This window comes from Cellulophaga baltica 18 (genome assembly GCF_000468615.2).
Lineage (GTDB): Bacteria > Bacteroidota > Bacteroidia > Flavobacteriales > Flavobacteriaceae > Cellulophaga > Cellulophaga baltica.
Genome location: NZ_CP009976.1, coordinates 1,020,922 through 1,045,670 on the forward strand (window position 1 = coordinate 1,020,922; position 24,749 = coordinate 1,045,670).

At 35.4% G+C, this 24,749-nt stretch carries 26 protein-coding genes and 1 tRNA gene; 7 read left to right on the top strand and 20 right to left on the bottom strand.

What is annotated here, in order from left to right; translation table 11 throughout:
* Positions 1-5 precede the first annotated feature (5 nt).
* The 7 genes from M666_RS04210 to M666_RS04240 form a co-directional block, all read right to left on the bottom strand.
* Positions 6-1,619 carry a glutamate synthase-related protein gene (locus M666_RS04210; protein WP_029447628.1) on the bottom strand — a complete coding sequence of 538 codons (1,614 nt, stop codon included), beginning with the start codon at positions 1,617-1,619 and terminating at the stop codon, positions 6-8.
* Between the two features lie 20 nt (positions 1,620-1,639).
* Positions 1,640-5,062 (bottom strand): metallophosphoesterase family protein, encoded by a 3,423-nt coding sequence (locus tag M666_RS04215; protein WP_029447627.1) that lies wholly within the window; start codon positions 5,060-5,062, stop codon positions 1,640-1,642.
* 121 nt (positions 5,063-5,183) lie between these two features.
* Positions 5,184-5,549, bottom strand: coding sequence for a hypothetical protein (locus tag M666_RS04220; RefSeq protein WP_024482534.1), 366 nt, complete (start codon positions 5,547-5,549; stop codon positions 5,184-5,186).
* Positions 5,539-5,808 (bottom strand): hypothetical protein, encoded by a 270-nt coding sequence (locus M666_RS04225; protein WP_029447626.1) that lies wholly within the window; start codon positions 5,806-5,808, stop codon positions 5,539-5,541. The genes M666_RS04220 and M666_RS04225 overlap by 11 nt, the downstream gene beginning before the upstream one ends.
* Before the next feature lies 1 nt (position 5,809).
* The gene (locus M666_RS04230; protein ID WP_029447625.1) at positions 5,810-7,462 is read right to left on the bottom strand and encodes a CRTAC1 family protein; all 1,653 of its coding nucleotides are present in this window, start codon (positions 7,460-7,462) and stop codon (positions 5,810-5,812) included.
* Positions 7,455-8,129 (bottom strand): DUF6796 family protein, encoded by a 675-nt coding sequence (locus tag M666_RS04235; RefSeq protein ID WP_029447624.1) that lies wholly within the window; start codon positions 8,127-8,129, stop codon positions 7,455-7,457. The genes M666_RS04230 and M666_RS04235 overlap by 8 nt, the downstream gene beginning before the upstream one ends.
* A gap of 33 nt (positions 8,130-8,162) precedes the next feature.
* On the bottom strand, positions 8,163-8,840 hold the full coding sequence (locus tag M666_RS04240) for a Crp/Fnr family transcriptional regulator (protein WP_024482530.1): 678 nt from the start codon (positions 8,838-8,840) through the stop codon (positions 8,163-8,165).
* A 155-nt stretch (positions 8,841-8,995) separates the two neighbouring features.
* On the opposite strand from M666_RS04240, the gene M666_RS04245 reads away from it, so the two are divergent.
* On the top strand, positions 8,996-9,211 hold the full coding sequence (locus M666_RS04245) for a hypothetical protein (protein ID WP_029447623.1): 216 nt from the start codon (positions 8,996-8,998) through the stop codon (positions 9,209-9,211).
* 126 nt (positions 9,212-9,337) lie between these two features.
* Here the strand turns inward: M666_RS04245 and M666_RS04250 are convergent, their stop codons facing one another.
* From M666_RS04250 to M666_RS04265, 4 genes are all read right to left on the bottom strand, one after another.
* Positions 9,338-10,585, bottom strand: a complete 1,248-nt coding sequence (locus M666_RS04250; RefSeq protein WP_029447622.1) for a hypothetical protein — start codon at positions 10,583-10,585, stop codon at positions 9,338-9,340.
* Complete coding sequence (locus M666_RS04255; RefSeq protein ID WP_029447621.1) at positions 10,586-11,089, bottom strand: TlpA family protein disulfide reductase; 504 nt, start codon at positions 11,087-11,089, stop codon at positions 10,586-10,588.
* Positions 11,090-11,197: 108 nt separating this feature from the next.
* Positions 11,198-11,271: transfer RNA gene (locus M666_RS04260), tRNA-Ala, on the bottom strand.
* Positions 11,272-11,322: 51 nt separating this feature from the next.
* Entirely contained in the window at positions 11,323-12,120 is a 798-nt protein-coding gene (locus M666_RS04265; RefSeq protein ID WP_029447620.1) for a universal stress protein, read from the bottom strand.
* Between the two features lie 143 nt (positions 12,121-12,263).
* Between M666_RS04265 and M666_RS04270 the strand changes: the two genes are divergently transcribed.
* The 5 genes from M666_RS04270 (at position 12,264) to M666_RS04290 (ending at position 16,525) form a co-directional block, all read left to right on the top strand.
* Entirely contained in the window at positions 12,264-12,761 is a 498-nt protein-coding gene (locus tag M666_RS04270; RefSeq protein WP_029447619.1) for a GNAT family N-acetyltransferase, read from the top strand.
* Between the two features lie 12 nt (positions 12,762-12,773).
* Positions 12,774-14,105, top strand: coding sequence for an MATE family efflux transporter (locus tag M666_RS04275; RefSeq protein WP_029447618.1), 1,332 nt, complete (start codon positions 12,774-12,776; stop codon positions 14,103-14,105).
* 52 nt (positions 14,106-14,157) lie between these two features.
* Positions 14,158-14,925: an enoyl-CoA hydratase/isomerase family protein gene (locus M666_RS04280; protein ID WP_029447617.1), complete on the top strand. Its 768-nt coding sequence runs from the start codon at positions 14,158-14,160 to the stop codon at positions 14,923-14,925.
* Positions 14,926-15,276: 351 nt separating this feature from the next.
* Positions 15,277-15,726, top strand: coding sequence for a 6-pyruvoyl trahydropterin synthase family protein (locus tag M666_RS04285; protein WP_025616413.1), 450 nt, complete (start codon positions 15,277-15,279; stop codon positions 15,724-15,726).
* Positions 15,727-15,748: 22 nt separating this feature from the next.
* Positions 15,749-16,525 carry a UDP-2,3-diacylglucosamine diphosphatase gene (locus M666_RS04290; protein ID WP_029447616.1) on the top strand — a complete coding sequence of 259 codons (777 nt, stop codon included), beginning with the start codon at positions 15,749-15,751 and terminating at the stop codon, positions 16,523-16,525.
* A 557-nt stretch (positions 16,526-17,082) separates the two neighbouring features.
* Here M666_RS04290 and M666_RS04295 read toward each other — a convergent pair.
* The 4 genes from M666_RS04295 to M666_RS04310 all read right to left on the bottom strand — a co-directional run bounded on the left by M666_RS04295 (position 17,083) and on the right by M666_RS04310 (position 21,010).
* Complete coding sequence (locus M666_RS04295; RefSeq protein WP_024482521.1) at positions 17,083-18,342, bottom strand: MFS transporter; 1,260 nt, start codon at positions 18,340-18,342, stop codon at positions 17,083-17,085.
* A gap of 77 nt (positions 18,343-18,419) precedes the next feature.
* Entirely contained in the window at positions 18,420-20,108 is a 1,689-nt protein-coding gene (gene recJ, locus M666_RS04300; protein ID WP_029447615.1) for a single-stranded-DNA-specific exonuclease RecJ, read from the bottom strand.
* Positions 20,109-20,151: 43 nt separating this feature from the next.
* Positions 20,152-20,472: a four helix bundle protein gene (locus M666_RS04305; protein WP_226989949.1), complete on the bottom strand. Its 321-nt coding sequence runs from the start codon at positions 20,470-20,472 to the stop codon at positions 20,152-20,154.
* 109 nt (positions 20,473-20,581) lie between these two features.
* Positions 20,582-21,010, bottom strand: coding sequence for an OsmC family protein (locus M666_RS04310; protein ID WP_029447614.1), 429 nt, complete (start codon positions 21,008-21,010; stop codon positions 20,582-20,584).
* A 69-nt stretch (positions 21,011-21,079) separates the two neighbouring features.
* Between M666_RS04310 and M666_RS04315 the strand changes: the two genes are divergently transcribed.
* Positions 21,080-21,682: a carboxymuconolactone decarboxylase family protein gene (locus tag M666_RS04315; RefSeq protein ID WP_024482518.1), complete on the top strand. Its 603-nt coding sequence runs from the start codon at positions 21,080-21,082 to the stop codon at positions 21,680-21,682.
* Between the two features lie 294 nt (positions 21,683-21,976).
* Here the strand turns inward: M666_RS04315 and M666_RS04320 are convergent, their stop codons facing one another.
* From M666_RS04320 to M666_RS04340, 5 genes are all read right to left on the bottom strand, one after another.
* Complete coding sequence (locus tag M666_RS04320) at positions 21,977-22,525, bottom strand: hypothetical protein (RefSeq protein ID WP_158400207.1); 549 nt, start codon at positions 22,523-22,525, stop codon at positions 21,977-21,979.
* A 5-nt stretch (positions 22,526-22,530) separates the two neighbouring features.
* On the bottom strand, positions 22,531-22,875 hold the full coding sequence (locus M666_RS04325) for a HopJ type III effector protein (protein WP_024482516.1): 345 nt from the start codon (positions 22,873-22,875) through the stop codon (positions 22,531-22,533).
* The gene (rsmI, locus tag M666_RS04330) at positions 22,872-23,552 is read right to left on the bottom strand and encodes a 16S rRNA (cytidine(1402)-2'-O)-methyltransferase (RefSeq protein ID WP_025616409.1); all 681 of its coding nucleotides are present in this window, start codon (positions 23,550-23,552) and stop codon (positions 22,872-22,874) included. The genes M666_RS04325 and rsmI overlap by 4 nt, the downstream gene beginning before the upstream one ends.
* Before the next feature lie 9 nt (positions 23,553-23,561).
* Positions 23,562-23,918 carry a DoxX family protein gene (locus M666_RS04335; RefSeq protein WP_024482514.1) on the bottom strand — a complete coding sequence of 119 codons (357 nt, stop codon included), beginning with the start codon at positions 23,916-23,918 and terminating at the stop codon, positions 23,562-23,564.
* A 72-nt stretch (positions 23,919-23,990) separates the two neighbouring features.
* Entirely contained in the window at positions 23,991-24,677 is a 687-nt protein-coding gene (locus M666_RS04340; RefSeq protein WP_029447612.1) for a DUF8457 domain-containing protein, read from the bottom strand.
* Positions 24,678-24,749 lie beyond the last annotated feature (72 nt).

The window sequence follows — 24,749 nt, forward strand, 5'->3', positions numbered from 1 at the left end:
TGTCTTTAAAGATTTGTACCTGCATAGGGTATTCCTGTCAAATAATGCATCTCTCTATCAAAAGTGGATAAATCCTCCATATTAAATTTAGAGATATCGTCATAGCCACATGCTCTTGCAATTACTTTGATTAGATTATTAGTGGCATCAAAATAATTATGCAATTGTTTGGCCGAAGCATCAATAATTAATCGGCTTCTTAATGATTCTTTCTGAGTGGCTATTCCTACAGGGCAGTTATTGCTCCCACAAGCACGCATTCCTAAACAACCAATAGCTTGTAATGCAGCATTAGAAACGGCAACAGCATCTGCACCCAACATTAGTGCTTTCCCGTAATCTTCTGCAATTCGTAGTCCGCCTGTAATTATCAAGGTTACCCCTTTAGCATTTACTTTATCTAAATATTTACGTGCTCTTGCTAAGGCCGCAATAGTGGGTACATTTATATTGTCTCGTAAAATGGTAGGAGCAGAGCCCGTACCTCCTCCTCGGCCATCCAGAATAATATAGTCTACTCCTACATCTAGTGCAAACTGAATGTCTTTTTCTATATGACTCGCCGCTATCTTAAATCCTATGGGGATACCCCCTGTATATTCTCTTACTTTATCTGCAAAAGCCTTAAAGTCTTTTACGCAATGAAAATCTGGAAAGGTTGCTGGTGATATTGCAGTTTCACCTTCTTTTAAGCCTCTTACCTCAGCAATTTCTTTACTTACTTTACTTCCTGGTAAATGACCTCCTGTTCCTGTTTTAGCTCCTTGTCCGCCTTTAAAGTGGAACGCTTGTACATGATCTAATTTATCCCACGAAAAACCAAACTGTGCAGAGGCAAGCTCGTAAAAATATTTGCTGTTATTTTCTTGTTCTTTAGGAAGCATACCCCCTTCTCCTGAGCAAATACCCGTACCTGCAAGTTCTGCTCCTTTTGATAATGCAATTTTTGCTTCTCGTGACAAGGCACCAAAACTCATATCACTAACAAACAAAGGAATGTCTAAGCTCAATGGTTTTTTCGCATTAGGACCAATCACCACCTTAGTAGCCACATCTTCTTCATCTAACAAAGGGCGACTCGCTAATTGTGCCGGTAAAAACTGAATATCACTCCATTTTGGAAGTGTATTTCTATCTACCCCCATGGACGCAGAGAAACCATGATGTCCAAGATTTTTTAATCCGTTTTTTGCCAATTCTTTTATATACCCTGTATAAGGTTCTGTTTCTTCAGGGTGCGTATCTGCGTAAGCCCCTAAATATTCTTCCCGATTAAAAGGTTGTGCGTGTTTTTCCAAATAGGCATCAATTTCTACCTCATCTACGAAGAGTTCTCCGTTTTCAACTTTTGTTGTAAACTTATGCAGCACTTCATTATTATTATATTCAGAAACACCGGTATCATACCGATAATCCCAACCATGTACCCCACAGATAAGGTTATGACCATCTATGTGACCATCAGACATCAATGCCCCTCGATGCAAGCACCTTCCGTAGAGTACCGATATCACATCATCAAACTTAACAATGACCAAATCAAGACCATTGATTAAGGCATGCGCCGGTTTTTTGTTTTCTAATGATTTTACTTCCGCAATAACAATTGGTTTTTTCATAGGTATATTGGTTTTTAGTATTAAAATGAGAATCCGAGTACAAAGACAATTCTACCACCATCTGTACTATTAAAATAGCCAAGATTAGCTGTTAAAGCTTCTGCTCCAACAACCCATAAAGACCCTCCAACGGAGTTATGCCAAAGGTTAGAGTTATCATTAGCTGTCCAAACACGACCATAATCAAAACTTCCTGTTACGCCAAAACGAATAGGAATGACACTTGTTTTTAAACCTCCTAATGGTATTCTTACATCTGTATTCTGATAAAAAGATTGTTTCCCTGTAAAGCGTTCATTTCTAAATCCTCTAAGGCTATTGTTACCTCCTACTGTAGCCCCATGATAAAATTCAAAATCATCTCCAAGAATAACTTCACCGCCTAATTTGGTAGCCAGTATTAAACTACCACTTTTTGTAAGCTTATGGTTTATTGCTAATTCTGGTTGTAGGTATCCAAAGCTATTTTCTGCGGTGGTATCATCAATATTTGTTTTGTATCCTGCCGTTAAGCCCATACTTAACCCTAAAGTAGGAAAAGCGGCGCTATCTTTATTTTCAAAACTGTAGGTAGCCTCAGCTCCGCCATAAATCTGACGCTCAAAAATTGAGTTAGCTACTGAAAGGTTAGAAACAAAACGGTCTTCTGTATTTTCAACATCAAATGATTCTACAAGTGGTTTAAACTGAAAGAATCCTCCGTTTGCGCCTCTCCAATTTAAAGAGACAGCTGCATTCCACTTCCGTATTCTAACTCTATTAAAATCTAAATCATTCACATCCGTATCATACTCCGTTTCATTACCAAAGCCAAAGAAATTTTCAGCAAAATTTGGACTCGTATATAAGCCTTCTATTCCAAAATTCCAGTGCTTGAAGATATTAGAGAACTCTCCTTTATACGAAACATCAAAGCCCGATGTACTTGTATAATAAGCGGCATTAATACTATGCTTATAGGTAAACGGATTTCTTTGCAACCCATAAAAAGTATGATTACTAAGTACACCCACTTTAAGACCATCATCTGGATTAACCGCAATTATGGGCAAGAGTTGATCAAAACTATATTTTACTTTCTTGTGATCATAGTTGTTGATACTATAATCATCTACCAGCCATTTTTTAGATTTTTTATTGACGATGGTATTATCCTTACTCTTATAATCATATAATTTTACTTTCTTGGTATTTTTAAAATCGTAAGTATCATTCTTCTTGCCTCCAATTATTTTTATATTCACCAAGTGATCTCCTTCACCTTCTACGACAAATGTGTCACTCCCATCAAGACCATATATCCATATTTCTTTGGTAACATCTCTGGAAAAAGTACGGTTTAAAATTCCTAAATCTTTACGGTCTATTCTTATGTTTGTTTGACCATTTGGTAGTCTCGTAATTTTAAAATCGTCTGATTTTTGTGTTCCTGTGACTACCTCAAATTTATTTAAATACAAATAATATGCATTGGCAATTTTTAGAAGATTTTCACGCCTTCCTTTTAGCTTCTCTTTTATATCTTCTATTGTAGCTCCTTTTATTTCTGCCGGGATATTTTCAAAAGCCTTTTCTATATCAGCATCAGAGAGCCCTTCTTGAATTGCTTTTGCCTGTTTTTCCCACTCTTCCCATCCAGAAGCATTGATCAATGTTAGATCTAAATGGTATGGGGATGACGCAAACCATTTTACGCTTCTTAAATCATCGTCATAGGTTTGCATTTTACGTAAGCCTGGTATGGCTCTAGTTAAAAAACTGATAAGTGCACCGTCATACTTTGAAAAAGCTTGATCCCTATCTCTAGGTATAGGCTTACAGTATTCTGTACCATCTTCATTTTTAAAAAGTGCCCATCGCCATTGATCTTCATGCCTATCCCAATCTCCTAAAAGCATATCAAAAAGACGCGCTTTAATATAGGAAGGTTCGTCTACAACAGATTTACCCGATTTATTAATCTCTTGTAAAACATCTGCAGTACTTAAAATTTTAACCGGTGTACCAAAAGACTTTGACGCTAATTGGGTATCTCCTACATGCTCTTCTATCATATATAATTCATCCCCAAAATCATCATTAAACTCCGCTAATGCTTTCTGTTTAGGAATATAATACAACTCCGGATTGGTATGAAAAACGCCTACAGCATCTGATAAACCCCCAATAGCAAAAGGAGTATATGGATGCGAAGTGGTATAGAAATCTGAAAGAAATTTATCTACAACGGTACCCTCTAAAGCATCACCAATATAAGTGTCTTGAAAAGCATTGGCTTGTAAAAATTTGGTGGTACTCTTTTTTAAAGCACGCATTACAAACTGTTGTCCGTTTTTATCTTCTAATCTAAGTGATTTGGATTGTTGTCCACCACCACGTTTAACAGGCATCAACCCACCTTTTAAGGTATCTAAAAGCACCACAGGAACATGCACTTCTTTTCCGTAATATTCTCTATAATGATCTCCCCAAAGTGCTTTATACACCCCACTTTTAGTCGTTTCTTCCTTGGTATATACTGCAGCAGATTTTTTAGAAGGAAAATTACTTTTGGTTGCGTATGCTTCCGTCTCCTCTTCCAATCCGCCTTTTAAAATAGTTGTTGTAAAAGCTTGTTTTGAAACTCCGTTTTCGAGCGTAAAAAAATGCACTACAACTTTTCCATTTACATCTATATCTAAACGCGCGTAGCCATTTTTTGCCAGTGAAAACTGCCCATCTTCTCCTTTTTTTACTGCTTCTAATTCCCCTGCCGCTCCACTAATAATTTGAGGAACTGCCTTATTAAGGTATTGAAGGTTTTTACCATGGCCAGAAAGAAAAATAACATCCTCTGCTCCTCTAGCTATCGTTTTGAGCCGCTGTCTTAAACTTCTATATTGTGTATTTTGAAAATCATTAAGCTTAAAACCACCGGTATTCGCCCATAAGCCTTGTCTTGTATTGGTTTCTATAGGATGATGCATCGCTATAAGAATAATTTTTCCTTGCGCTTTTTTAATTCTGTTTTCGAATTCTAAAAAGAATAAATTTCTATTCTTAATTTCCGCATCTTCATTAATATATACATTTTGGTTCCAATCTTCTAAATACCATTGAGAGTCTACGGTAATTAAAACAACATTTTCAGAAATATCATAAGAATCAATAGGCTCATCATTATCAGGATAAAATTTAGCCTTGCTATTTTTATTAATATGCTTTTCAATATCTTTTAAACGTTTGTAGCCTTCTTTTGACCATTCTTGACTACCACCAATAAAAACGGCTTCTTTCTTAAAATCATCTAAAATTAAAAGTTGCTCATTAAGTGATGATTCATAATTTTCATTAGGAGCTTCGTTACCCAATAAAATAAGCATAGGGTTTTCTGCAGATTTTGCCGCTAAGGCTATTTGAGTAAGGACATGAGTATTCGTTACATCTGAGGTGTTCCCTGTCATGTAAATAGTTTTTTCTATTTTTTGTGAAAAAACTAAACTGGAACTTAGCACCACTATTAATGGCAACAAAAGATTGAATAATTTAAAAGTTTTCATTTTGAACCGTTGGTTAGTTACTATATTATTTTTTTATCTGAACTATTTTAAGCGTAATTAATAGTGAAAAAATCACCAAAGACAAATAACACATAGGGATACCCCCATCTGTTTTAGGGCATTCACTAGGTCCTAAATACTGCATCACCGAAGCCATTATCGCAATTAGAAAAGCCAAGCCTGTAAAAAGAAAATACAGCATATTCCATTTCTTTTTTAAATGCGCTACAAGCGGAACTAAAAAACAAAACAAGATTATATAACATGCTGGTAGCATTCCTATTTTAGGACAACCACTTCCTGTTTGCATCTCTTCTATTACAAGCCCTCCTACTCCTATAGTTCCAATAATAAGCAAGAATAGAATTAAGCTATAACTACTAATTTTCATTACGCAATTGACAGGTTGGGCACTCTAAACCATTAACCGTACTTTTTAATCGTATACCACTTAAATTTGTGACGATAAAATCTTGAATAAAAGCGTGCTTACGTTCTTTATTATTGACCTCTATTTGAATATCCCTATACTTTTCACGAATAACATTCCCATATTCCTGGTCTCCCCAACAATTAGGGCATACTGATTCAGGGATCGCATCAAATGCATCTGGTCTTTTATTAAAAACTGATTTTAAGAGATTTTTCATATTATTGAGTTATAGAATCTTTTAACATCAGTTTCATTGCTAACAATTTTTCTTTTTGAACATCTACTATGGTATTTACTTTAGGATTCAAAAGCTCATCTACCTTACCATTAGAATATTGGATTGTAATTTTATTTACCGTAGTTTCTTCTCCTAATCCAAAATTTAATAACGCAGTTTGATCACTTGCAAGCCCTTCTCCCGTAACTAACCAATCTGTTAGTTTTCTCGTTGGAGTTTCTACAGTGACTTTTGCCCCCATAGTTGCTGCATTTTCTACTAAATTAATTTGAATATGGTTGTTAGTACCACCTTCGTTTAGGTAAGCAAAAGCTGGCCCATCTATATTGGTCCAAATTAAATCTAAATACCCGTCCTTATTAAAATCACTTACCAAAGCAGTTATCCCGTAAAAAGGATTTTCAACACCACTTTCCTTTTCGGTAGGCACAAAAGTGTGATCTTCTTTTTGCACTAAAAATCTTCCTGGTAGTTTAAACAGTTTACTAAATGGAAAATCAACATAATTTTCTGCCACAATTAAATCTTGAAGTCCGTCATTATTCATATCTGCAAAAGTGCATCCCCATGAAAATTCATAATCAGCAATCTTAGCATCTTCTGCTGCATCTGTAAACTTAAAATTGCCTTCATTTTTAAAGAGAATCCACTTATCTGTGTATAACTCTTTATTTTTAATATCACCACTGGCCATAAAATCTGGTGCGGTAGTACCTACATTAGAAAACATAAAATCTACCAGACCATCATTATTATAATCCCCCACTGCCAAGCCCATAGGGTAAGCAAATTTCTTTGTTAAAGGGTTCTCTTTCATGGTGAAGGTTAAATCACCGTTATTCTTATACGTTCTAGCCTCTCCGGTATCATGAACCACCACCAAGTCTAACCAAGAATCATTATCAATGTCTACAAGAACACCCTGAAAGGTATTATGTACATATTCTAATCCTGCTTGTTTGGTAATGCTAGCAAAAGTATTATCTCCGTTGTTCAATAAAAGCTCGCTCGTAGCTCCATAATCATAACGTTCAAAAATATTCTGCCCTTCCATTAATTCTTTTTTAAGGTAGGTAGACAGGAAAATATCTAAATCGCCATCTTTATCTATATCACCCACGGTAATCCCAGCAGGTGTAGATTTTTTATTGATTGGTGTCTCAATTTTCTGAATGGTAAAAACACCATCTGTATTATAATAAATATACAGACCATCTTCACGACCTAATACTAAATCTGAAAATCCATTATTATCCATATCGGCAGATATAGCTCCTAAGGTGGTCGTTGTATTTCCTTTTTTAGCCAAACCAACTTCTTCAGAAATTAAGACAAATGCATGATCTCTATAGGCATAGATTGCATCTTCTTGATCCATTCCGCCACCAAAAAACACTTCATCAACATTATCATTATCAATATCGATAAGTGCCGATGGCGCTATAGGTAATGATGTATCACCCCTATATTTATGAGTAAAATCTAAAGGAATACTCTTAAATTTTGGAATTTTCTCTGCAGCTATACTAACATCGTACTTGTCAGAAACGGAATCTTTCCAGAAACGAAAAAGGACGATCCCTATTATTAATACCAAAGCGATGCCTAGTACTTTTAAAATCTTTTTAATCATGATGTAATGGTTTTATAAAATTGTTTAGTTGATAAATTGATAGGCTAAAAAGTATGAAATGCGTGATATTCATTAAAATAGGTAAGGTATGCTGCCCAATAGATGGTATTGCTAGACCACTAAGCGCTATGGCTATTAAAATAAGTATCGGATTAAAAATGGCCATCCATTTTTTATAATACGTACCTCCTTTTAAAATAGCACCCACAAAAGTGATGGATAATAGGGCGATTACTACGCGCAATGCCTGTACCAATATCTCTGCATGATTGGTATAATGCGCTATTAGGTTTTTATAAACTTCGGGAGAGATAGCTTCTTTTAAGTGCACAATATTCCCTATTGTGGCTCTAGAACCTATCCAAATACCTCCTACTGCAAAGGCTATAAAACCCAACCCAAGCGTAAGTCTTGCGAGCGTTTCATTTCCAGACCTTAACATCAAATAAATATGAATATAGCCTGCAAAATAAAATGGAAGTCCTATGACCGTTAGAAAATGCCCAAGCGTCATGTGCTCTAGGCTTACAAACGCAAAAAACTCATAGTCTTTTGCATGGCCTAAAATATTGGGTGAATAATGCAGTAAGTATTCTCCTATCCCTACGAATAGGGCTCCTAATAATCCTAGGTATCCTAGGGTTTTAATGGTTGTATTGGTACTCATAAATGATATGGTCTAGTTGGTTGCTTTAATCGCTTATGTAATTTCAGGTATATTTTGATGTAGGATCGAAATGTATTTTGAATCATAAAATATCTTTTCCTCCTTACGTAAAGAGCTCAGTACATTATTTACTGTTTGTCGTGAGGTATTGGTCAGGTTCGCAATATCTTTATGAGACAGTAGGTTTTTAGCTTCAATTTTACCCTGCTTCACTAGTCCAAATTCTTCAATATATGCCCGTATAAAATCTTCTATCCTTGTTTTACTGTCTTTAAATAAAAGATTCTCTAGCCTATTCTCTAATTTTTGAATTCGCAATCCATAAATTTTGAGAATTTTATTTTTTAATGAATTATGCTTTTCCAGAAGCCTTTCCATGGTATCAGATTCTATATAACAAATGATAGAATCTTCAAGCGTTTGCGCTACCTCTTTTGAAGCCGCTTCCAGATTAAATAATGAAAGCTCGCCAAAAATATTACCGTTTTTAACGATGTACTTTGTGGTATTACTAGAAGCATCCATAATTTTAACCGCTCCTTTTTTTACAAAGAAAACGCACTTCTTATCTCGAGTACCAATTTGTATGGTTTGCCCCTTATCAATATTTTCCATCTCTAACAAATCGCACATTTCCATCATTGTAGACATCCCTAATTTTTTAAATAGATTAAAATCTTGTAGAAACCAATATGTCGTAAGTGTTTTCAATAGTTGCTGATTTTAAGCTAATTATAAAACTAAGATTAATTGTCTTCACTGGAACCTAAAGTATTTTCAGATGTTACTTGAGGCGACACTTCAAACCCATTTACCCTAATAAGAGATTACAATATTGGACGTAACAAACTATCAGGAATTACATTTTGCAATTATTTAAGTATTTAAAACCTTCAAATAACCACACTTTTAGACCCCAAAAAACAGGTATCGCACCTAAAGGGCAAATTGTAGAAGATAGTAGGCGAGAATTTGCTCTAGAAGCCCAAGACTCCTGCAATTACAATAGAACGAGTGCTGCTATTAATAGCCCAGAAACAGACCATATCAATACTGGAATAAACGTAGTTAATTTAAATTAAGGTTCTAAGTGAAATTGAAGCTGCAGAAATAGCGCAAACTATAGCTTATTGCTATCTATTTTAGTTAAAAATGAAAATAGCGGAGCAAAGCTCCGCTATTTATTTATACCCTTTAAGCATCGTTTATTAGAATAAATCTAAGGCTACAGTTCCTGTTTTTATACTTGATATTTTAGCATCATAAACAGTCCATGCAAAATACATTTTGTCGCCTACTCTTTCCATTTGTGGAAACCCAGTATTTCGAGAGTCGTCCAACACACTAATAGAAATTGGCGTAGATTTTACGCCTCCTTTAGTTACTTTCATTGCTTTTAAGTAGGTAGTTTTCGCAATTGTTTCCATCCAACTTACAATAGCAGCATCAGGGTTTAGCATTTCAACATCTACCCTACCCAAAGTTTCCTTATTGCTTATTAAAATAGGTTCTAAAAAATCTTCGCCTCCATTTTCAGAAAAAACCAACTGCACTTTTGGTTCCCCATTTACCGCCGTAAACCAAGCAACTACAATATTATTTTCAATAGCATCTACCTTAGGTCCGTTAACAGGACAACCTTTTATCTCCCATCCATCCTTATGAATAAATTTAGGAGTCGTCCATTTCCCATCTACGCGTCTTGTAATGGCAATATCTCTAATTTCCTCATCCGTACGGTCTCGGTATAAAACAATAGGGCCATTAGCCGTAATTGCGGCTGTCGTTTGACAACAGCTACAGGTTTTAGGATCTAAAAGCACCTCTTCACTGACGGTACCTTCAGAAGAAACCTCAGCAGCTCTAATAGCCATAGTACCTCCATGACCCGCATGCGCCTCAGCGGCATCAAACATCGTATTTCTCCCGTCTAGCCAAGTGATAAAAAATGAATCCTCTTGATAAGGCGCAACCGTTACAAAACCGTGTTCTGTTTTTGTATTATCGGTATGTAATTCCTTCTGACTTTCCCATTTTAAGGCATCCTTGGGTAAAACATTTAATTTGATGTCATATGAAAAAGTTTCTTTAGAAGATTTTTTAAGGTAATGTGCAAGTAAGTTTCCATTATTCTCTGTAATGCTTGGATAATCTGCCCAATTTACAAACCAATCCGTACCTGTTATAATTTCCTTAGGCTGCTCCCAATTCCCCTCTTTTAAATAGGAGTAATTTAACTGCGCTACAGAATCATTGACCCTTTTTACCCAAGAGAGTATGGTTTGCTCCGTGTTTGAAAATAAATGCGGTAATGATGTTTCTGTGCCGCCAGGAAATGCCAAAGAATGCACCAACACTGCATTTTTTTCTGAGGGTACTTGCTCTTTCTTCTTAGACGTACATGAGACAAATAATACTAAAACTATGCTTACGGTTATGAAATTTATAGACTTCATTTAATTGCTATTCTTTAGTTTCAAAATCATTTCGGGAGCATCCCACTCAGATGCACCCCTAATTACTGTGACTTCCTTTCCTTGCTCATTATAAATGAATGTGGCTGGTAACGCATAAATTTTTAATTGCGATAGGGCACCAGTGTAACGTATAAAATTAAGTTTAACATTCGCGTGAGCTTTAAAATTGTTGATGGTTTCGATGGGCTCATCGGTAGCTAAAAGAAAGATAAAGTTATCATCTTTCAATAGCGTCATGGCGCGCTCCAAAGAAGGCATTTCCTCAATACAAGGGCTACACCATGTTGCCCAAAAATTTAGTAAAATTTTCTTGCCTTTATAATCATTTAAAGAAATAGGATTACCCTCTAAATCCGTATATAAACTAGAAGGAGTGGTAACTACATCCATCTCATTTACCGAATCAATAGGTTTTTTTTCTATTTGATTGCATGAAATTGAACAGACTAAAAGTAAGATTGCGATTCCAAAGTGTCTTTTCATATGCTATTAATGCCTCCCCTAACAAAAATAACAAATTAAACCTATGAAGCATCAGAGTAAACAAGAAGCGCTACAAAATAAAAAACCATCACTGTTCGTGATGGTTTGTGGAGAATACCGGAGTCGAACCGGTGACCTCTTGCCTGCCAGGCAAGCGCTCTAGCCAGCTGAGCTAATCCCCCGAATAGACCCTTCAAAGAACGTCTATTTTATTTGTGAATCAAAATGAAAAATTAATCTTTCTTTACGCTTAAAACTAAAACGGGTACCGGAGAATAAAACTCTTCTTTTGATATGGTATTCTTTTCCCATAAGGTTTTAAAGAAGCCTCTTCTTCTTCTAAAAACACACAATAGATCTGGGTGCTGCGCTTGAAAATGCTCCAATACTCCTAAATAAGTAGTGGCATTTTCGGTTAAGGTAAGCTGAGAGCTGATATCCATTAAAGCGGTATTGATTTTTAAATCTGCATCTGTATATCCCGGTGTTTTTACCAATAAAAGATTCACTACAGAGCTAAATTTCTTTTTAATCTGAATTAATGGCACTAAAATTCTATTGCGTTTTAACACCCCTGATTTAAATGCGGTAAGAATTGTTTTATAAGGTGCAAACACACTTCCTTTAGGTACAATTAAACTAGGAATATTTGTTTGCTTTACAATTTTACCAGAAGTATTCCCTAAGAACAACCCTTCTTTTATATCATTACTTTTAGGAGAAATAATAATTAGATCTATTCCTAATTCCTTATCAATATCTTTTACGCCACTAACAATACCTCCATTGTAGGTTGCAATCTTAATGACAATATCTTTAGCATCGACTTTCTCTATTATTTCTTTCAAACGCTCAATACTATTTTCAGTAATTTTTCCAGAAACGTTACTTAATGTACCTGCGTTAGCAGACACACTAAATACTTCCATTACATAAATTTCAGAAGAAAACTGAGTCGCAAAATCTACTGCGTATTGTAAAGTTTCATGAGAATCTGGTGAGGTACCAATCGGAACTAATATATTTTTCATGTGTAGAAATTGTTTGTTTTAGTAGTCTATATTTTTTTTAGTTGAAACAAAAAGCAATCGCAATAAATTGATTTCAAAAAATGCACTACGCTTTTATTTTATATCTTTTAAATTTACAAATAATAAAGAAATATACTAAAAAAATGCGTCGCGCAAAGATATTAGAAATTCCCGATATTCTTAAAATTACTAGAGCCTGTGCTTTAAATATGTCTGATAACGGTATTCATCAATGGAATGAACATTACCCATCAAAAGACGCTTTTGAGAACGACATAGACCGAAATGAATTGTATGTCTTAGAAGAAAATTCTAAAATTATAGGCACTATTGTTATTTCTACCCATATGGATCAGGAATACCAGCCCATAAAATGGCTCACAGAAAATAAAAACAACATCTATATTCACAGACTTTCTGTGCATCCCGAGAACCAAGGAAAGGGCTATGCTCAAAAAATGATGACTTTTGCTGAAAATTACGCCAAGCAAAAAAATTATAGCAGTGTAAGATTAGATACCTTTAGCCAAAATAAAAGAAATCAAAAATTTTACGAAGCTAGAGGCTATAAAAAACTAGGCGATATCTACTTTCCTAAACAAAGTATACATCCTTTTCATTGTTACGAGCTTGTACTATAAATTCCTTTTTACTTGAAGAATACCATCACTTTTAAAGATATAAATAAACTGGCAATTCCGGCAACTATTGCGGGCATTGCAGAGCCCTTACTTTCTATTACGGATACTGCTATTGTTGGTAATATTGAGGTAGATGGTATAGAGTCTTTGGCTGCGGCAGGTATTGTAGGTTCTTTTTTATCCATGTTAATTTGGATTTTAGGACAAACCCGAAGTGCTATTTCTGCCATAATTTCTCAATATGTAGGGGCCGGAAAAAAAGAAGCAATAAAATCGTTACCCGCACAAGCCATATATTTAAATATTGGGCTGAGTATTTTAATTTTACTATCAACCATCTTTATTGTAGACGATATCTTTAGATTCTTAAACGCTACAGGGAAAATTTTGGAGTACTGTATTTCCTATTATTCTATTAGAGTTTGGGGCTTTCCACTAACCCTCTTCACCTTTGCCGTAATGGGTATTTTCAGAGGATTACAAAATACATTTTACCCCATGCTCATTGCTATTGTGGGTGCAGTTCTCAATGTATTTCTTGATTATATTTTTGTTTACGGAATTACAGGCATTTTAGAGCCTATGTATTTAGAGGGCGCAGCATGGGCAAGTTTAATTGCACAAGCAGTTATGGCCATTATGGCTTTTATTTTACTCCTTACAAAAACAACCATTCGCTTAAAACCTGAACTTCCTTTACATCCAGAGTTAGGCCGACTCATCATCATGAGTTTAAACTTATTTGTAAGAGCCTTAGCACTTAATATTGCATTAATATTAGCTGTTAGAGAGGCCACAGCACTTGGCGATAAGTATATTGGCGCGCATACCATTGCCATAAATCTATGGCTTTTCTCTGCTTTTTTCATTGATGGCTATGCTGCTGCAGGTAATATTATGGGAGGAAAACTATTGGGGAGTAAAGACTATGACGGCCTCTTTTTATTGGCAAAAAAAATTATGATATATGGTGTACTTGTCAGCCTATTACTTATGACCTTAGGCTTTATTTTTTACACCCCGATTGGAACCTTTTTCTCCAATGACATTCCGGTACTAAACGCTTTTTATGGGATCTTTTTTATTGTAATTCTAGGGCAGCCTATAAATAGTATTGCATTTATATTTGACGGATTATTTAAAGGGTTAGGGGAAATGAAATATTTAAGAAATACTTTATTAGCTGCCACTTTTCTAGGTTTTATTCCCGCTTTATTTATCGGGAAGTATTTTGGTTTAGAACTCCAAGGTATTTGGATCGCATTTACCCTCTGGATGTTTATCCGTGGTGGTGCCTTGGTGATCGAGTTTAAAAGAAAATTTATGCCGCTTAGAACTATGTGATGCGTCTTAGTCTCTCTTATTTTTTAATTACTTTTGATATAAATTACAATATATGGCTACTACAAGACCTAACGGAAGTCTTTATACGAAAATAGAAAACAAGGTGGCTACCATAGAGTTTGGCCATCCAGCAAGCAACTCCTTTGTAAGTGAATTGCTAGATCGGCTAGCAAGCGAGTTCTCTAAACTTTCAGCGAATAAAGATGTTACCGTAATTATTCTTAAATCTGAAGGCGATAGTACTTTTTGTGCCGGCGCATCTTTTGATGAATTGGTAGCCGTCTCTACGCTGGAAGAAGGAAAAGTTTTTTTTAATGGCTTTGCAAAAGTCATCAATGCCATGCGTGCGTGTAGCAAAGTAATTGTTGGACGCGTACAAGGTAAAACCGTAGGCGGTGGTGTTGGTCTAGCAGCCGCGTGTGATATTGTTTACGCTACAGAAAGCGCTTCTATTCGTTTATCTGAGCTTACTATTGGCATAGCTCCTTTTGTGATTGAACCAGCCGTAGAACGTAAGCTGGGAACAGCCGCTTTATCTGAACTATCCTTATGCCCTACGGCATGGAAAAATGCGTACTGGGCGCAAGAGAAAGGTTTATTTGCTAAAGTTTATGATTCTATTTCTGAGTTAGACAAAGAGTTAGATTTTTACACCAATAGTCTATCACAATACAATCCGCAAGCCTTGGAAGATTGGAAAAAAGTGCTCTGGAAAAACACAGACCACTGGCATGATTTATTACCTGAAAGAGCTGCCATCACAGGAAAGTTAGCCTTGTCAGTATTTACAAAAAACACCTTAGAAAAATTTAAAAAATAATATCTCTAAAAAATAATCGTTCTATTCTTTTATCCTATTATTAGTTATCATGAAAATACTTGAGTTTTTAAACGGCAGTACATTTTTTGCCTTGTTATTATTAATTGTTGGTGCTATTTATTTTTTCAATAAATACAGAAATAATAAAAAATTTAAAAGAAAGTAACCGCCTTAAAAGGTACTTTTTCTATAAAGTTGTACCGTAAAGATGCTCTTGCTATTGTGTAGCAATAACAACTAGCGCCAAATCTTAACTGCAAACCTTTTATTTAAGATTGGTGTTTTTTAAAATTACTCCATATAAATCAATACTTTTGCAGCTTATTTAAGCATTTTGTTTAAGCTATCATTATGAGTAATATCAGAATCACCAAGCAATTTAATTTTGAAACCGGTCACGCCCTTTATGGGTATGATGGTAAATGTAGAAATGTACACGGCCACAGTTATAAACTTTCTGTTACGGTAATTGGCAGGCCTATTACAGATACCTCTCATGTAAAATTAGGCATGGTGATAGATTTTGGTGATTTAAAAAAGATTGTCAAAGAAGAAATCGTAGATCAGTTTGATCATGCTACCGTATTTAATAAAAATACACCTCATGTAGAATTGGCGAAAGAGCTTACAGACCGCGGTCACATGGTAATTTTAGCAGATTACCAACCTACAAGTGAGAATATGGTGATTGATTTTTCTGCACGAATTATATCAAGACTACCAGAAAATATTCAATTACATTCGTTAAGACTACAAGAAACAGATACCTCTTTTGCAGAGTGGTACGCTAGTGATAATTAATCTCCTTAATAGTCTCTAATAAATGCAATCCTTAAAAGTTCCAGAAGGTAAGAAAGTATACTTTGCTAGTGATAATCACCTAGGTGCTCCCACTATGGAACACAGCTATCCAAGAGAGAAAAAATTTGTGGCTTGGTTGGATGAAATTAAAACAGATGCTGCGGCTATCTTTTTATTAGGAGATATGTTTGACTTTTGGATGGAGTACAAGACCGTAGTTCCAAAAGGCTTCACTAGAACTTTAGGAAAATTAGCTGAAATTGCAGACTCCGGAATTCCTATTTATTACTTTGTAGGCAATCATGACCTTTGGATGAATGGTTACTTTGAAGAAGAATTAGGCATTCCTGTTTTTCATTCACCCCAACAGTTCACCTTTAACGACACGTCTTTTTTTATTGGTCATGGAGATGGTTTAGGTCCTGGTGATAAAGGCTACAAACGGATGAAAAAAGTATTTACCAATCCGTTCTCTAAATGGCTCTTTAGATGGTTACATCCAGATTTAGGCGTACGTTTAGCGCAATACCTATCGGTAAAAAACAAGCTGATTTCTGGTGATGACGATGCTAAGTTCTTAGGAGAAGAGAAGGAATGGCTTGTACAATATGCCAAACGCAAGCTAGAGCAAGACCATTATGATTACTTCGTATTTGGCCACAGACATTTACCTTTAGATATTACCTTAACTGACAAATCTAAATATATAAACCTAGGAGACTGGATTGGTTATTATACTTACGGAGTTTTTGATGGTAAAGAAATGATTCTGAAAACGTATAGCCCTACTTCAAAATAAATCTGCACTTCCTTTATTATCGCCCAAACAACAGTAAGCTCTTTCTTACAACGTTTTTTGCGCTAGTTCACAACATAAATTAGAAAAAAATACTCTCCTACGATATCTTTACCTTGTTACTATGTTGAATAACGCAACCGAAAAAATTACTCTACTAAAAAATAAGTATTCCCCCGAATCTTAAATTACCTACAGCAAAAAATAGCCCTTCATTGGGCTTTTTTTATTGCCCAAACTCAGTCATTATAGAAGCCATTCCTAAAAAAATATTTATCCCTTATGCATATCCTTTTAAAATTATTAGAAGAACATTTGCCTAAAATAAACATCAAACAACATGTAATCCTTTTCCTACAACTACTATTTATGAGTTCACAACATAAATTATAAAAAACCGAACTACCATACTATCTTTACCCTGTTATTAAAGTTGAGTTATTGATCCCAAATCGAAAAAATCAACCTACTAAAAAATAAGTGTTCTCCCCGAATCTTAAATTACCTACAGACAAAAAGGCCCTTCATTGGGCTTTTTTTGTACTCAAAAGCTAAAGAATTTAATCTTCTGCCTCATGTTCCTCAACATCTTTCTGAAGGTCTAGCTTTCTAAATTTAGGAAAAGCAAGAGCAGTTATCCCTACTGTAGTTATGGTCATAATACCTCCAAAAATTACAGCAGTAGCCGTGCCCATTAATTTTGCAGTTACGCCGCTTTCAAAAGCACCTAATTCATTAGAAGAACCTACAAAAATAGAATTTACAGATGCCACACGCCCTCGCATATGGTCTGGAGTTTTTAATTGTAGAATAGTTTGGCGTACCACCATGGAGATTCCGTCTAGCGCTCCACTTAAAAATAAGGCCGCAACAGATACCCAAAAATATACAGACCATCCAAAAACAATCATACAAAGACCAAAACCAAATACCGCCAAGAGTAATTTTTTCCCAGCATTTTTATGAATAGGAAATCGGGTAGAGCCCAACATGGTAATTGCTGCTCCCACTGCGGGTGCTGCTCTCAAAATCCCGAAGCCTTCTGCGCCCACATGTAAAATATCTTGTGCAAAGACAGACAATAGCGCCACGGCACCTCCGAATAAAACGGCGATCATGTCTAGTGTTAATGCCCCTAAAATGGCTTTATTCGTAAATACAAATTTTAAACCTTCACTTAAACTCTGAAAAATTGGCTCTCCTATTTTCGGATTTAGAATAGGCTTACGCTCAATTTTGAAAAGTGCTATTAATGCCATTATAGAAAAACCAAAAATCAAGCACATGGACCAATGCACACCAATATAACTGATAGAGAACCCTGCCAACGCTGGGCCTAAAACAGACGCCATTTGCCAGGTAGAACTGCTCCATGTCGCAGCATTGGGATATATTTTTTTAGGAACAATTAGGGCGATTAATGAAAAAATAGTGGGACCAATAAAAGAACGTACAATACCCCCTAAAAATACTAAGCCATATATGGTATATAAAATAGTTTTGGTGTCTAAATCAACGATCACAGAAGGGATACTAATCACAAACAGCCCAAAACTAATAACAGAAAACCCCAGAATACAAAGCATCAACAGGTTTCGTTTTTCTTTCTGGTCTACAATATGCCCAGCGAAAAGTGCCATAGAAACTGCAGGGATTACCTCCATTAAACCAATAATCCCCAAGGATAACGGATCTTTAGTTAAGGTATACACCTGCCATTCTATTACAATAAATTGCATAGACCAGGCAAAAACCATGGCAAAACGGACTAGTAAAAAAATATTGAACTCTTTATAGCGTAAAGCAGCATACGGATCCATAGCGAAGCATTCAAAAAAGTAAGCTGCAAAGGTACGTGTATCAACAATAATTAGGAATACAAAACCCTTAAATTAATCTACTTTATATCTCGTAATTTTAATTGCAAACTCACATTACCTTGCCATTCATTCTCATCAATAGAAAAAACAGCGCTAAAAGGTTTTCTACCTGTTAACAATGGCAATTTATCGCCTAAATTAAAACCAATTCCCCCAATAGGGCCATAGCCATTTTGGGTAACCGCAAATTTTAAATGTTTCCCTTCTTCACCTACGCCCTTTGCATACCCAGAATCTTGAATATTTTCCGCCATAAACACAGGCGTCATATTCTCCGGTCCAAAAGGTTCAAACTGTTTTATAATCCGCATTAACTTAGGTGTAATGTCTTTAATTTCAATTTGCATATCTACTGCAATCTCAGGAATCAACAAATTAGGATCTATGGTTTCTGAAACTACTTTTTCAAACTGATGTTTAAAATTATTGTACTGGTCCTCTTGTAAAGTAAGTCCAGCTGCATATTTGTGTCCCCCGAACTGTTCTATATAATCTGCACAACCTTCGAGTGCATTATACACATCAAAATCTTTAACAGAGCGTGCAGAAGCCGCTAATTTATCACCACTTTTTGTGAACACTAAAGTTGGTCTATAATAGGTTTCCGTAAGTCTAGAAGCTACAATACCGATTACTCCTTTGTGCCATGTTTCTTTATACACCACAGACGTAAAACCTTCTTCCTCTTTATTTTCAATAATCTGAGTAAGTGCCTCTTTGGTTATTTCTTGATCTAAACCTCTCCGATCAATATTGTATTTCTCTATCTCACCCGCAAACTTTTCAGCTTGGGCTTCATTAGTTTCCGTCAACAAATTAACAGCATGCTGCCCATGTACCATTCTACCCGCAGCATTAATCCGTGGGGCAATGACAAAAACAACATCTGTAATGGTTAATACGGATTTTTTAATCTGATTGATTATTGCCTTGAAACCAGCTCTTGGGTCTGAGTTTATTACTTTTAAGCCATAATAGGCAAGCACTCTATTTTCACCCGTAATAGGCACAATATCTGCACCAATAGCGGTAGCTACTAAATCTAAATAAGGAATTAAATCTTGAATGGTTTCTCCTTGCCTAGAACCCAATGCTTGTATCAATTTAAAACCTACCCCACACCCGCAGAGTTCATCATACGGATACGTACAATCACTTCTCTTAGGATCCAAAATAGCAACAGCATCTGGCAAGGTATCACCAGGTCTATGGTGGTCGCAAATAATAAAATCTACGCCCTTTTCTTTGGCATAAGCCACTTTATCTACCGCTTTTACCCCGCAATCTAAGGCAATTATTAAAGAGAAGTTATTATCCTCTGCAAAATCAATTCCTTTATAAGATACGCCGTAACCTTCTGCATATCTATCTGGAATATAGGTAGCCACATTAGGATAAAAAGATAATAAATACGAAGACATTAAGGCTACCGCTGTAGTACCATCTACATCATAATCGCCAAAAACCAGAATATTCTCTCCTTCATTAATTGCCGTTTCTATACGCGCTACCGCAATATCCATATCCTTCATCAAAAAAGGATCATGTAGGTCTGATAACTGAGGTCTGAAAAACAATTTTGCTTCTTCAAAAGTAGAAATGCCGCGTTGCAATAATAATTGCGCTACGAGATCTTCTACGTTTAAAGCACTGGCAAGTTCCTTAATTTTTTCTTCTTCGGGTTTGGCTTTAATCGTCCAGCGCATATATCAAGTTCAAGTATCAAGTTTAAGTTCAAAAAACTTAAAGTCACTGATTTTTCTTATTTTTAATAATTGTTGCAATAATTTTTATTAGTTGTTCTACTTCTTCTAATAGATTCAAACGTATACTTTCATCACCATAAAAAACCTTATTCAAAATCTTCAGGTTTACTCTAGACTCTTTCAATTCTTTTAAACAAATACTTGCCTTATGAATAGAATCTTTAACCGAACTAGCTCCCTGAGCTTCTCCAAAATTAAGAGCAGGACTACCTGCAGACCTCAGTAATTGATTCCCATAATACTCTCCAGTCATATCATTTGGCAAGTCTTTGCAGAATAAAATAATATCTCCCGCAAAAGCCACCAGTCTATCCTATAAATTATATTTTTTATTTTCCATATCCTTTAAAAAATAAACTTAAACTTTAGTCTTCAGCCTTGATAATGAATTTGATACTTGAACTTGAATACCCTTATTTATTATGGAAAAACGTATTTATTTCGATCTCAGCAAACTGACGAAACATTTCCATTACGCCACAATATTTTTCTACGGATAAATCTACTGCTCTTTGCAATTTATCTTCTTTAAGATTAGCGCCATGAAAATGATATTCTACCGCAACTTTATCGTAAAACTTTGGGTGCTCATCCGTCAAATTTGCAATGGTTTCAATATGAAATTCTTCTACGTCTAATTTCATTTTTTTGATTAATGCTGCTACATCCAATCCTGAACATCCTGCAAGAGAAGAAAGCATTAAAGCTTTAGGCCTGTACCCATTTCCATCACCACCATCTTCTTTAGCAATATCTATTTTTAAACTATTCCCAGAAGGGTTATTACTTTCAAAGGTCATGTTGCCCAACCATTTGGTTGATATATGATTTGTTGTGCTCATAATTTTTCGTTTCTTGTAAGGGATTTGATTACTCAAAAATACGATAAAAGAATATAAATTAAGAACGATATGGCCTTAGTACAACCTTTAGATCCGAATCACGATAAAGAAACCAAAGAATTAGCAGAATTCTTTAATGAAACCTTGGGCTTCTGCCCAAATTCTGTGTTAACCATGCAACACAGACCTGCAATTTCTAAAGCATTTATTAATTTGAACAAAGCTGTTATGGCTAATGAAGGTAGAGTTACTTCTGCCCTAAAACGTATGATTGCTTGGGTAAGTAGTAATGCCACAGGATGCCGTTATTGCCAAGCACATGCCATTAGAGCCGCAGAACGCTACGGAGCAGAGCAAGAGCAATTAGATAATATTTGGGAATACAGAACTCATGCTGCTTTCTCTGAGGCAGAACGTGCTGCGCTAGATTTTTCATTGCAAGCGTCTCAAGTACCAAATGGTGTGGATGCCGAAATAAAAGAACGTTTATACCAGTATTGGAATGAAGGTGAAATTGTAGAGATGCTAGGTGTCATTTCTCTTTTTGGCTATTTAAATAGATGGAATGATTCTATGGGAACCACTATAGAAAATGGTGCGGTTGAAAGTGCGGACCAATATTTAGGAAAAACGGGGTGGGAGAAAGGCAAACACGACGGATCTAAATATTAGTTGATGGTAATTTCAAAAATATGAGTTCCAGTGATTTTTGAATGGCTCCGTGTAAAAAGATAATATGGACAAACGCTAGGAACACGAATACTTCTCGATACTAATCTAAAGCAAAAAAGCTTAAAATTCACTCGAAGTGACAATAGTATTCAGATTAAAAATCAAGACAGCATAGCGTCAGTTCCAATGATTTTTGTGCAGCGTTATAAAACAAAAATAGTATCGAGAACCAATGACTATAAAAAATTAAAAATCAAGCCCTTCCAATTGGTGGGGTTTATTTTTAAGCTCAAACTATTCAACAGCATCAATGGTCAATTCATTGTCGTTTGGTATGGCCTGTTCAGAACATAGTGATTTGTTTCTAGCATATTCTTCTTCTGTAACATCTACCCAGTAAGCATCTCCAAATAATTTGAATAAATACCGTTCATCTATATATTTCTGGTATTGATTTTCAATTTTAGTAACTCGTACTTCTTCAATCGTATCATTGATAGTATCTCTAGCTTCTTCGGTATAACTATTTTCATTTAAGTAATGAATATAGATCCCTTTGTCACAAAAAAGAAAGTGTTTTGGCTCCCCTACACCAAAATCCCATTCTATACTTCCTTGATCTACAGCAACGCGGTATTTAAACCTATGAGAAGTTCCGTAGTTATGATTGGTGAATATCCCAAAAGAGGTTTTTTTAATGTCTGTTTTTTCAATCGTAAGATGCATCCCATTAGGTAACATTTCACTCTTTTTAGTCACTGTTTCTTTTACCTTATCTGTGCATGACACAAAAAAGGCTATTAGCGTAATCGCAAACAGTATTTTATAAGACGGGGTTTTCATAGCCATTACTTCTGGAGTAAAGCCACACCATCAAAATGTAATCCTTCAAAACCTGTCGCCATAAAATTTCGAATATTCTGATGTCCGTTTCCTTCTATATCATTCAAAACATCTTTGAAATAAAAAGCCCCAAAAGCAGCTAAAGTCTGTTCCTTTGTCAATTCTTGATCTACTGCAAAAGCAAATAATTTACACGATCCTGAATTTTCACCTGCAGCATTTTTCAATGTTCCGTTGGTGAATGCTGTCGGAGAAAAATTATAATGCTCCTCTATAACAGCCATCGTTTCAGAAAATTCAATTTCTTTAGGGGTATTTTCTAATTTACTTTTAAACTCTGCTATCTTCATTTTTGTTTGGTTTTACCGGCAACGACAATCACGATCTCTCCTTTAGGCGGCTTATCTGTATAATGCTTTAATACTTCTTCTGCCGTGCCACGTATTGTTTCTTCATACAATTTGGTTAATTCTCTAGAAACAGAAACTTGCCGATCTGCACCAAAATATTCTACAAAATTTCCAAGTGTTTTCACAAGCTTATGTGGTGACTCATAAAATATAATAGTTCTTGGTTCTTCTGCGAGCAGCAATAACCTTGTTTGTCTTCCTTTTTTGACAGGTAGAAAACCTTCGAAAACAAACTTATCATTAGGCAATCCGCTATTTACTAATGCAGGAACAAAAGCCGTAGCTCCGGGAAGACAATCTACCTCTATATGATGCTCTACACAAGCTCTAGTTAACAAAAACCCAGGATCTGAAATTGCTGGCGTACCGGCATCAGAAATTAAAGCAATAGTATCTCCTGCTTGCATACGTTTCACAATGGCATCTACCGTCTTATGCTCGTTATGCATATGGTGACTCTGCATATGCGTTGAGATTTCAAGATGATGCAATAGTTTACCACTCGTACGTGTGTCTTCCGCTAGAATTAAATCTGCTTCTTTTAATACACGTATGGCTCTTAGTGTAATGTCTTCTAAATTTCCTATTGGTGTTGGTACAATATAGAGTTTTCCCATTGGGTAAAATTACGGCCTTGCCTTTTTACCCGCAAAATAAGAAATTATTAATCCTATAAAGGCTAATAGCGCAAATAAATATTGCCCATCATTAGCTGCTATGTGTGCAAAAAAGGCTAAACTGATATTAAAGAAAAAGCCTGCATATGCCCATTGTTTTAAAGATGTATTAAAATTACCAAGGATAGCAATTAAACCCAAGATCTTAGCAAAAGCTAAGGGATACACCAGGTAAGCAGGGTATCCTAAGGCTACAAATGCACCTTGTATTGCTGCTGTATTTAACAAGTACATTTGAATGGAAAATAGCATAATTGCAGTTAATAATGCAGTTCCAATCCAGTAGAGAATTTTAAGGTATTTCATAATAAAAGGCTGATATATAGTTTAAGTTATGCTATAAGTCAGCCTTTATTGCGCTTGCTTACAAATTAATGTTTAAGAAAATTTGCGTGCTATTAATTCCATGAATCTATTTTCATATTCCTCTTTGCCTGCCCAATGGTTATAATCTGGTTTCACCATATTTACGATAAAAGCAATAGAGCGTTCTTCTGTAGCAATCGTATTTAACTGTGAAATAACACGGTTATAATCTTCCATATTATTATTGAAAAGGTGCTTTACAAAAGCTAAACGATCATTGAGACCTACTTTTATTTCTTTCTGAAAAGTTTCATTTACAGATTTCTTTACCTCTTCATTCACTTTTTGTTCTGTTTCTACAGGCATAAAAAGCTCCTTATCATTCTTCATTAATGCAGGTTTTGCCATAAAATCTGCGAATACGTCTTCTGTTTCTGCACTCATAGGCATTTCAGAAACCATATCCTTAATGGTATCCATTCCTGGAATAATGATATCTTCTTGATGCGGATTGCTTTCTGGAACGTGTTTATTTTCATGCATAACGGCATTTGCTAATTCCTCAAATTTAGCTGCAATTGCATTTTTAGAAACATCTATCTCTATATCATTTAGCTCCTCTTCAATAAATTTAAGTACAGCTAGCTTTTCATACAACTCTTTTGATGCAGCATACATTTCAGTTATATCACTAATGTCATCAGCAGTAATAATATTTGTAGCAATTTTAACCAATTTCTTTTTCAGCTGTTTTTTCATCTGTCAAAACTTTTTATTCTAATCTATTATAAAAGACCGTGTTTGTTTAGTAATTTTATGGCTTCGTTTTAA

Coding starts and splice junctions, on each gene's coding strand:
- M666_RS04325 (WP_024482516.1), bottom strand. CDS start 22,875: ATGAAGATAGCAGAGTTTAAAAGTAAATTAGAAAATACCCCTAAAGAA.
- M666_RS04235 (WP_029447624.1), bottom strand. CDS start 8,129: ATGAGTACCAATACAACCATTAAAACCCTAGGATACCTAGGATTATTA.
- M666_RS04295 (WP_024482521.1), bottom strand. CDS start 18,342: ATGGATCCGTATGCTGCTTTACGCTATAAAGAGTTCAATATTTTTTTA.
- M666_RS04225 (WP_029447626.1), bottom strand. CDS start 5,808: ATGAAAAATCTCTTAAAATCAGTTTTTAATAAAAGACCAGATGCATTT.
- M666_RS04230 (WP_029447625.1), bottom strand. CDS start 7,462: ATGATTAAAAAGATTTTAAAAGTACTAGGCATCGCTTTGGTATTAATA.
- M666_RS04335 (WP_024482514.1), bottom strand. CDS start 23,918: ATGAAATACCTTAAAATTCTCTACTGGATTGGAACTGCATTATTAACT.
- M666_RS04210 (WP_029447628.1), bottom strand. CDS start 1,619: ATGAAAAAACCAATTGTTATTGCGGAAGTAAAATCATTAGAAAACAAA.
- M666_RS04320 (WP_158400207.1), bottom strand. CDS start 22,525: ATGAAAACCCCGTCTTATAAAATACTGTTTGCGATTACGCTAATAGCC.
- M666_RS04285 (WP_025616413.1), top strand. CDS start 15,277: ATGAGTAATATCAGAATCACCAAGCAATTTAATTTTGAAACCGGTCAC.
- M666_RS04220 (WP_024482534.1), bottom strand. CDS start 5,549: ATGAAAATTAGTAGTTATAGCTTAATTCTATTCTTGCTTATTATTGGA.
- M666_RS04215 (WP_029447627.1), bottom strand. CDS start 5,062: ATGACAGGGAACACCTCAGATGTAACGAATACTCATGTCCTTACTCAA.
- M666_RS04270 (WP_029447619.1), top strand. CDS start 12,264: ATGCGTCGCGCAAAGATATTAGAAATTCCCGATATTCTTAAAATTACT.
- M666_RS04265 (WP_029447620.1), bottom strand. CDS start 12,120: ATGAAAAATATATTAGTTCCGATTGGTACCTCACCAGATTCTCATGAA.
- rsmI (WP_025616409.1), bottom strand. CDS start 23,552: ATGGGAAAACTCTATATTGTACCAACACCAATAGGAAATTTAGAAGAC.
- M666_RS04250 (WP_029447622.1), bottom strand. CDS start 10,585: ATGAAGTCTATAAATTTCATAACCGTAAGCATAGTTTTAGTATTATTT.
- M666_RS04340 (WP_029447612.1), bottom strand. CDS start 24,677: ATGAAAAAACAGCTGAAAAAGAAATTGGTTAAAATTGCTACAAATATT.
- M666_RS04255 (WP_029447621.1), bottom strand. CDS start 11,089: ATGAAAAGACACTTTGGAATCGCAATCTTACTTTTAGTCTGTTCAATT.
- M666_RS04280 (WP_029447617.1), top strand. CDS start 14,158: ATGGCTACTACAAGACCTAACGGAAGTCTTTATACGAAAATAGAAAAC.
- M666_RS04310 (WP_029447614.1), bottom strand. CDS start 21,010: ATGAGCACAACAAATCATATATCAACCAAATGGTTGGGCAACATGACC.
- recJ (WP_029447615.1), bottom strand. CDS start 20,108: ATGCGCTGGACGATTAAAGCCAAACCCGAAGAAGAAAAAATTAAGGAA.
- M666_RS04315 (WP_024482518.1), top strand. CDS start 21,080: ATGGCCTTAGTACAACCTTTAGATCCGAATCACGATAAAGAAACCAAA.
- M666_RS04290 (WP_029447616.1), top strand. CDS start 15,749: ATGCAATCCTTAAAAGTTCCAGAAGGTAAGAAAGTATACTTTGCTAGT.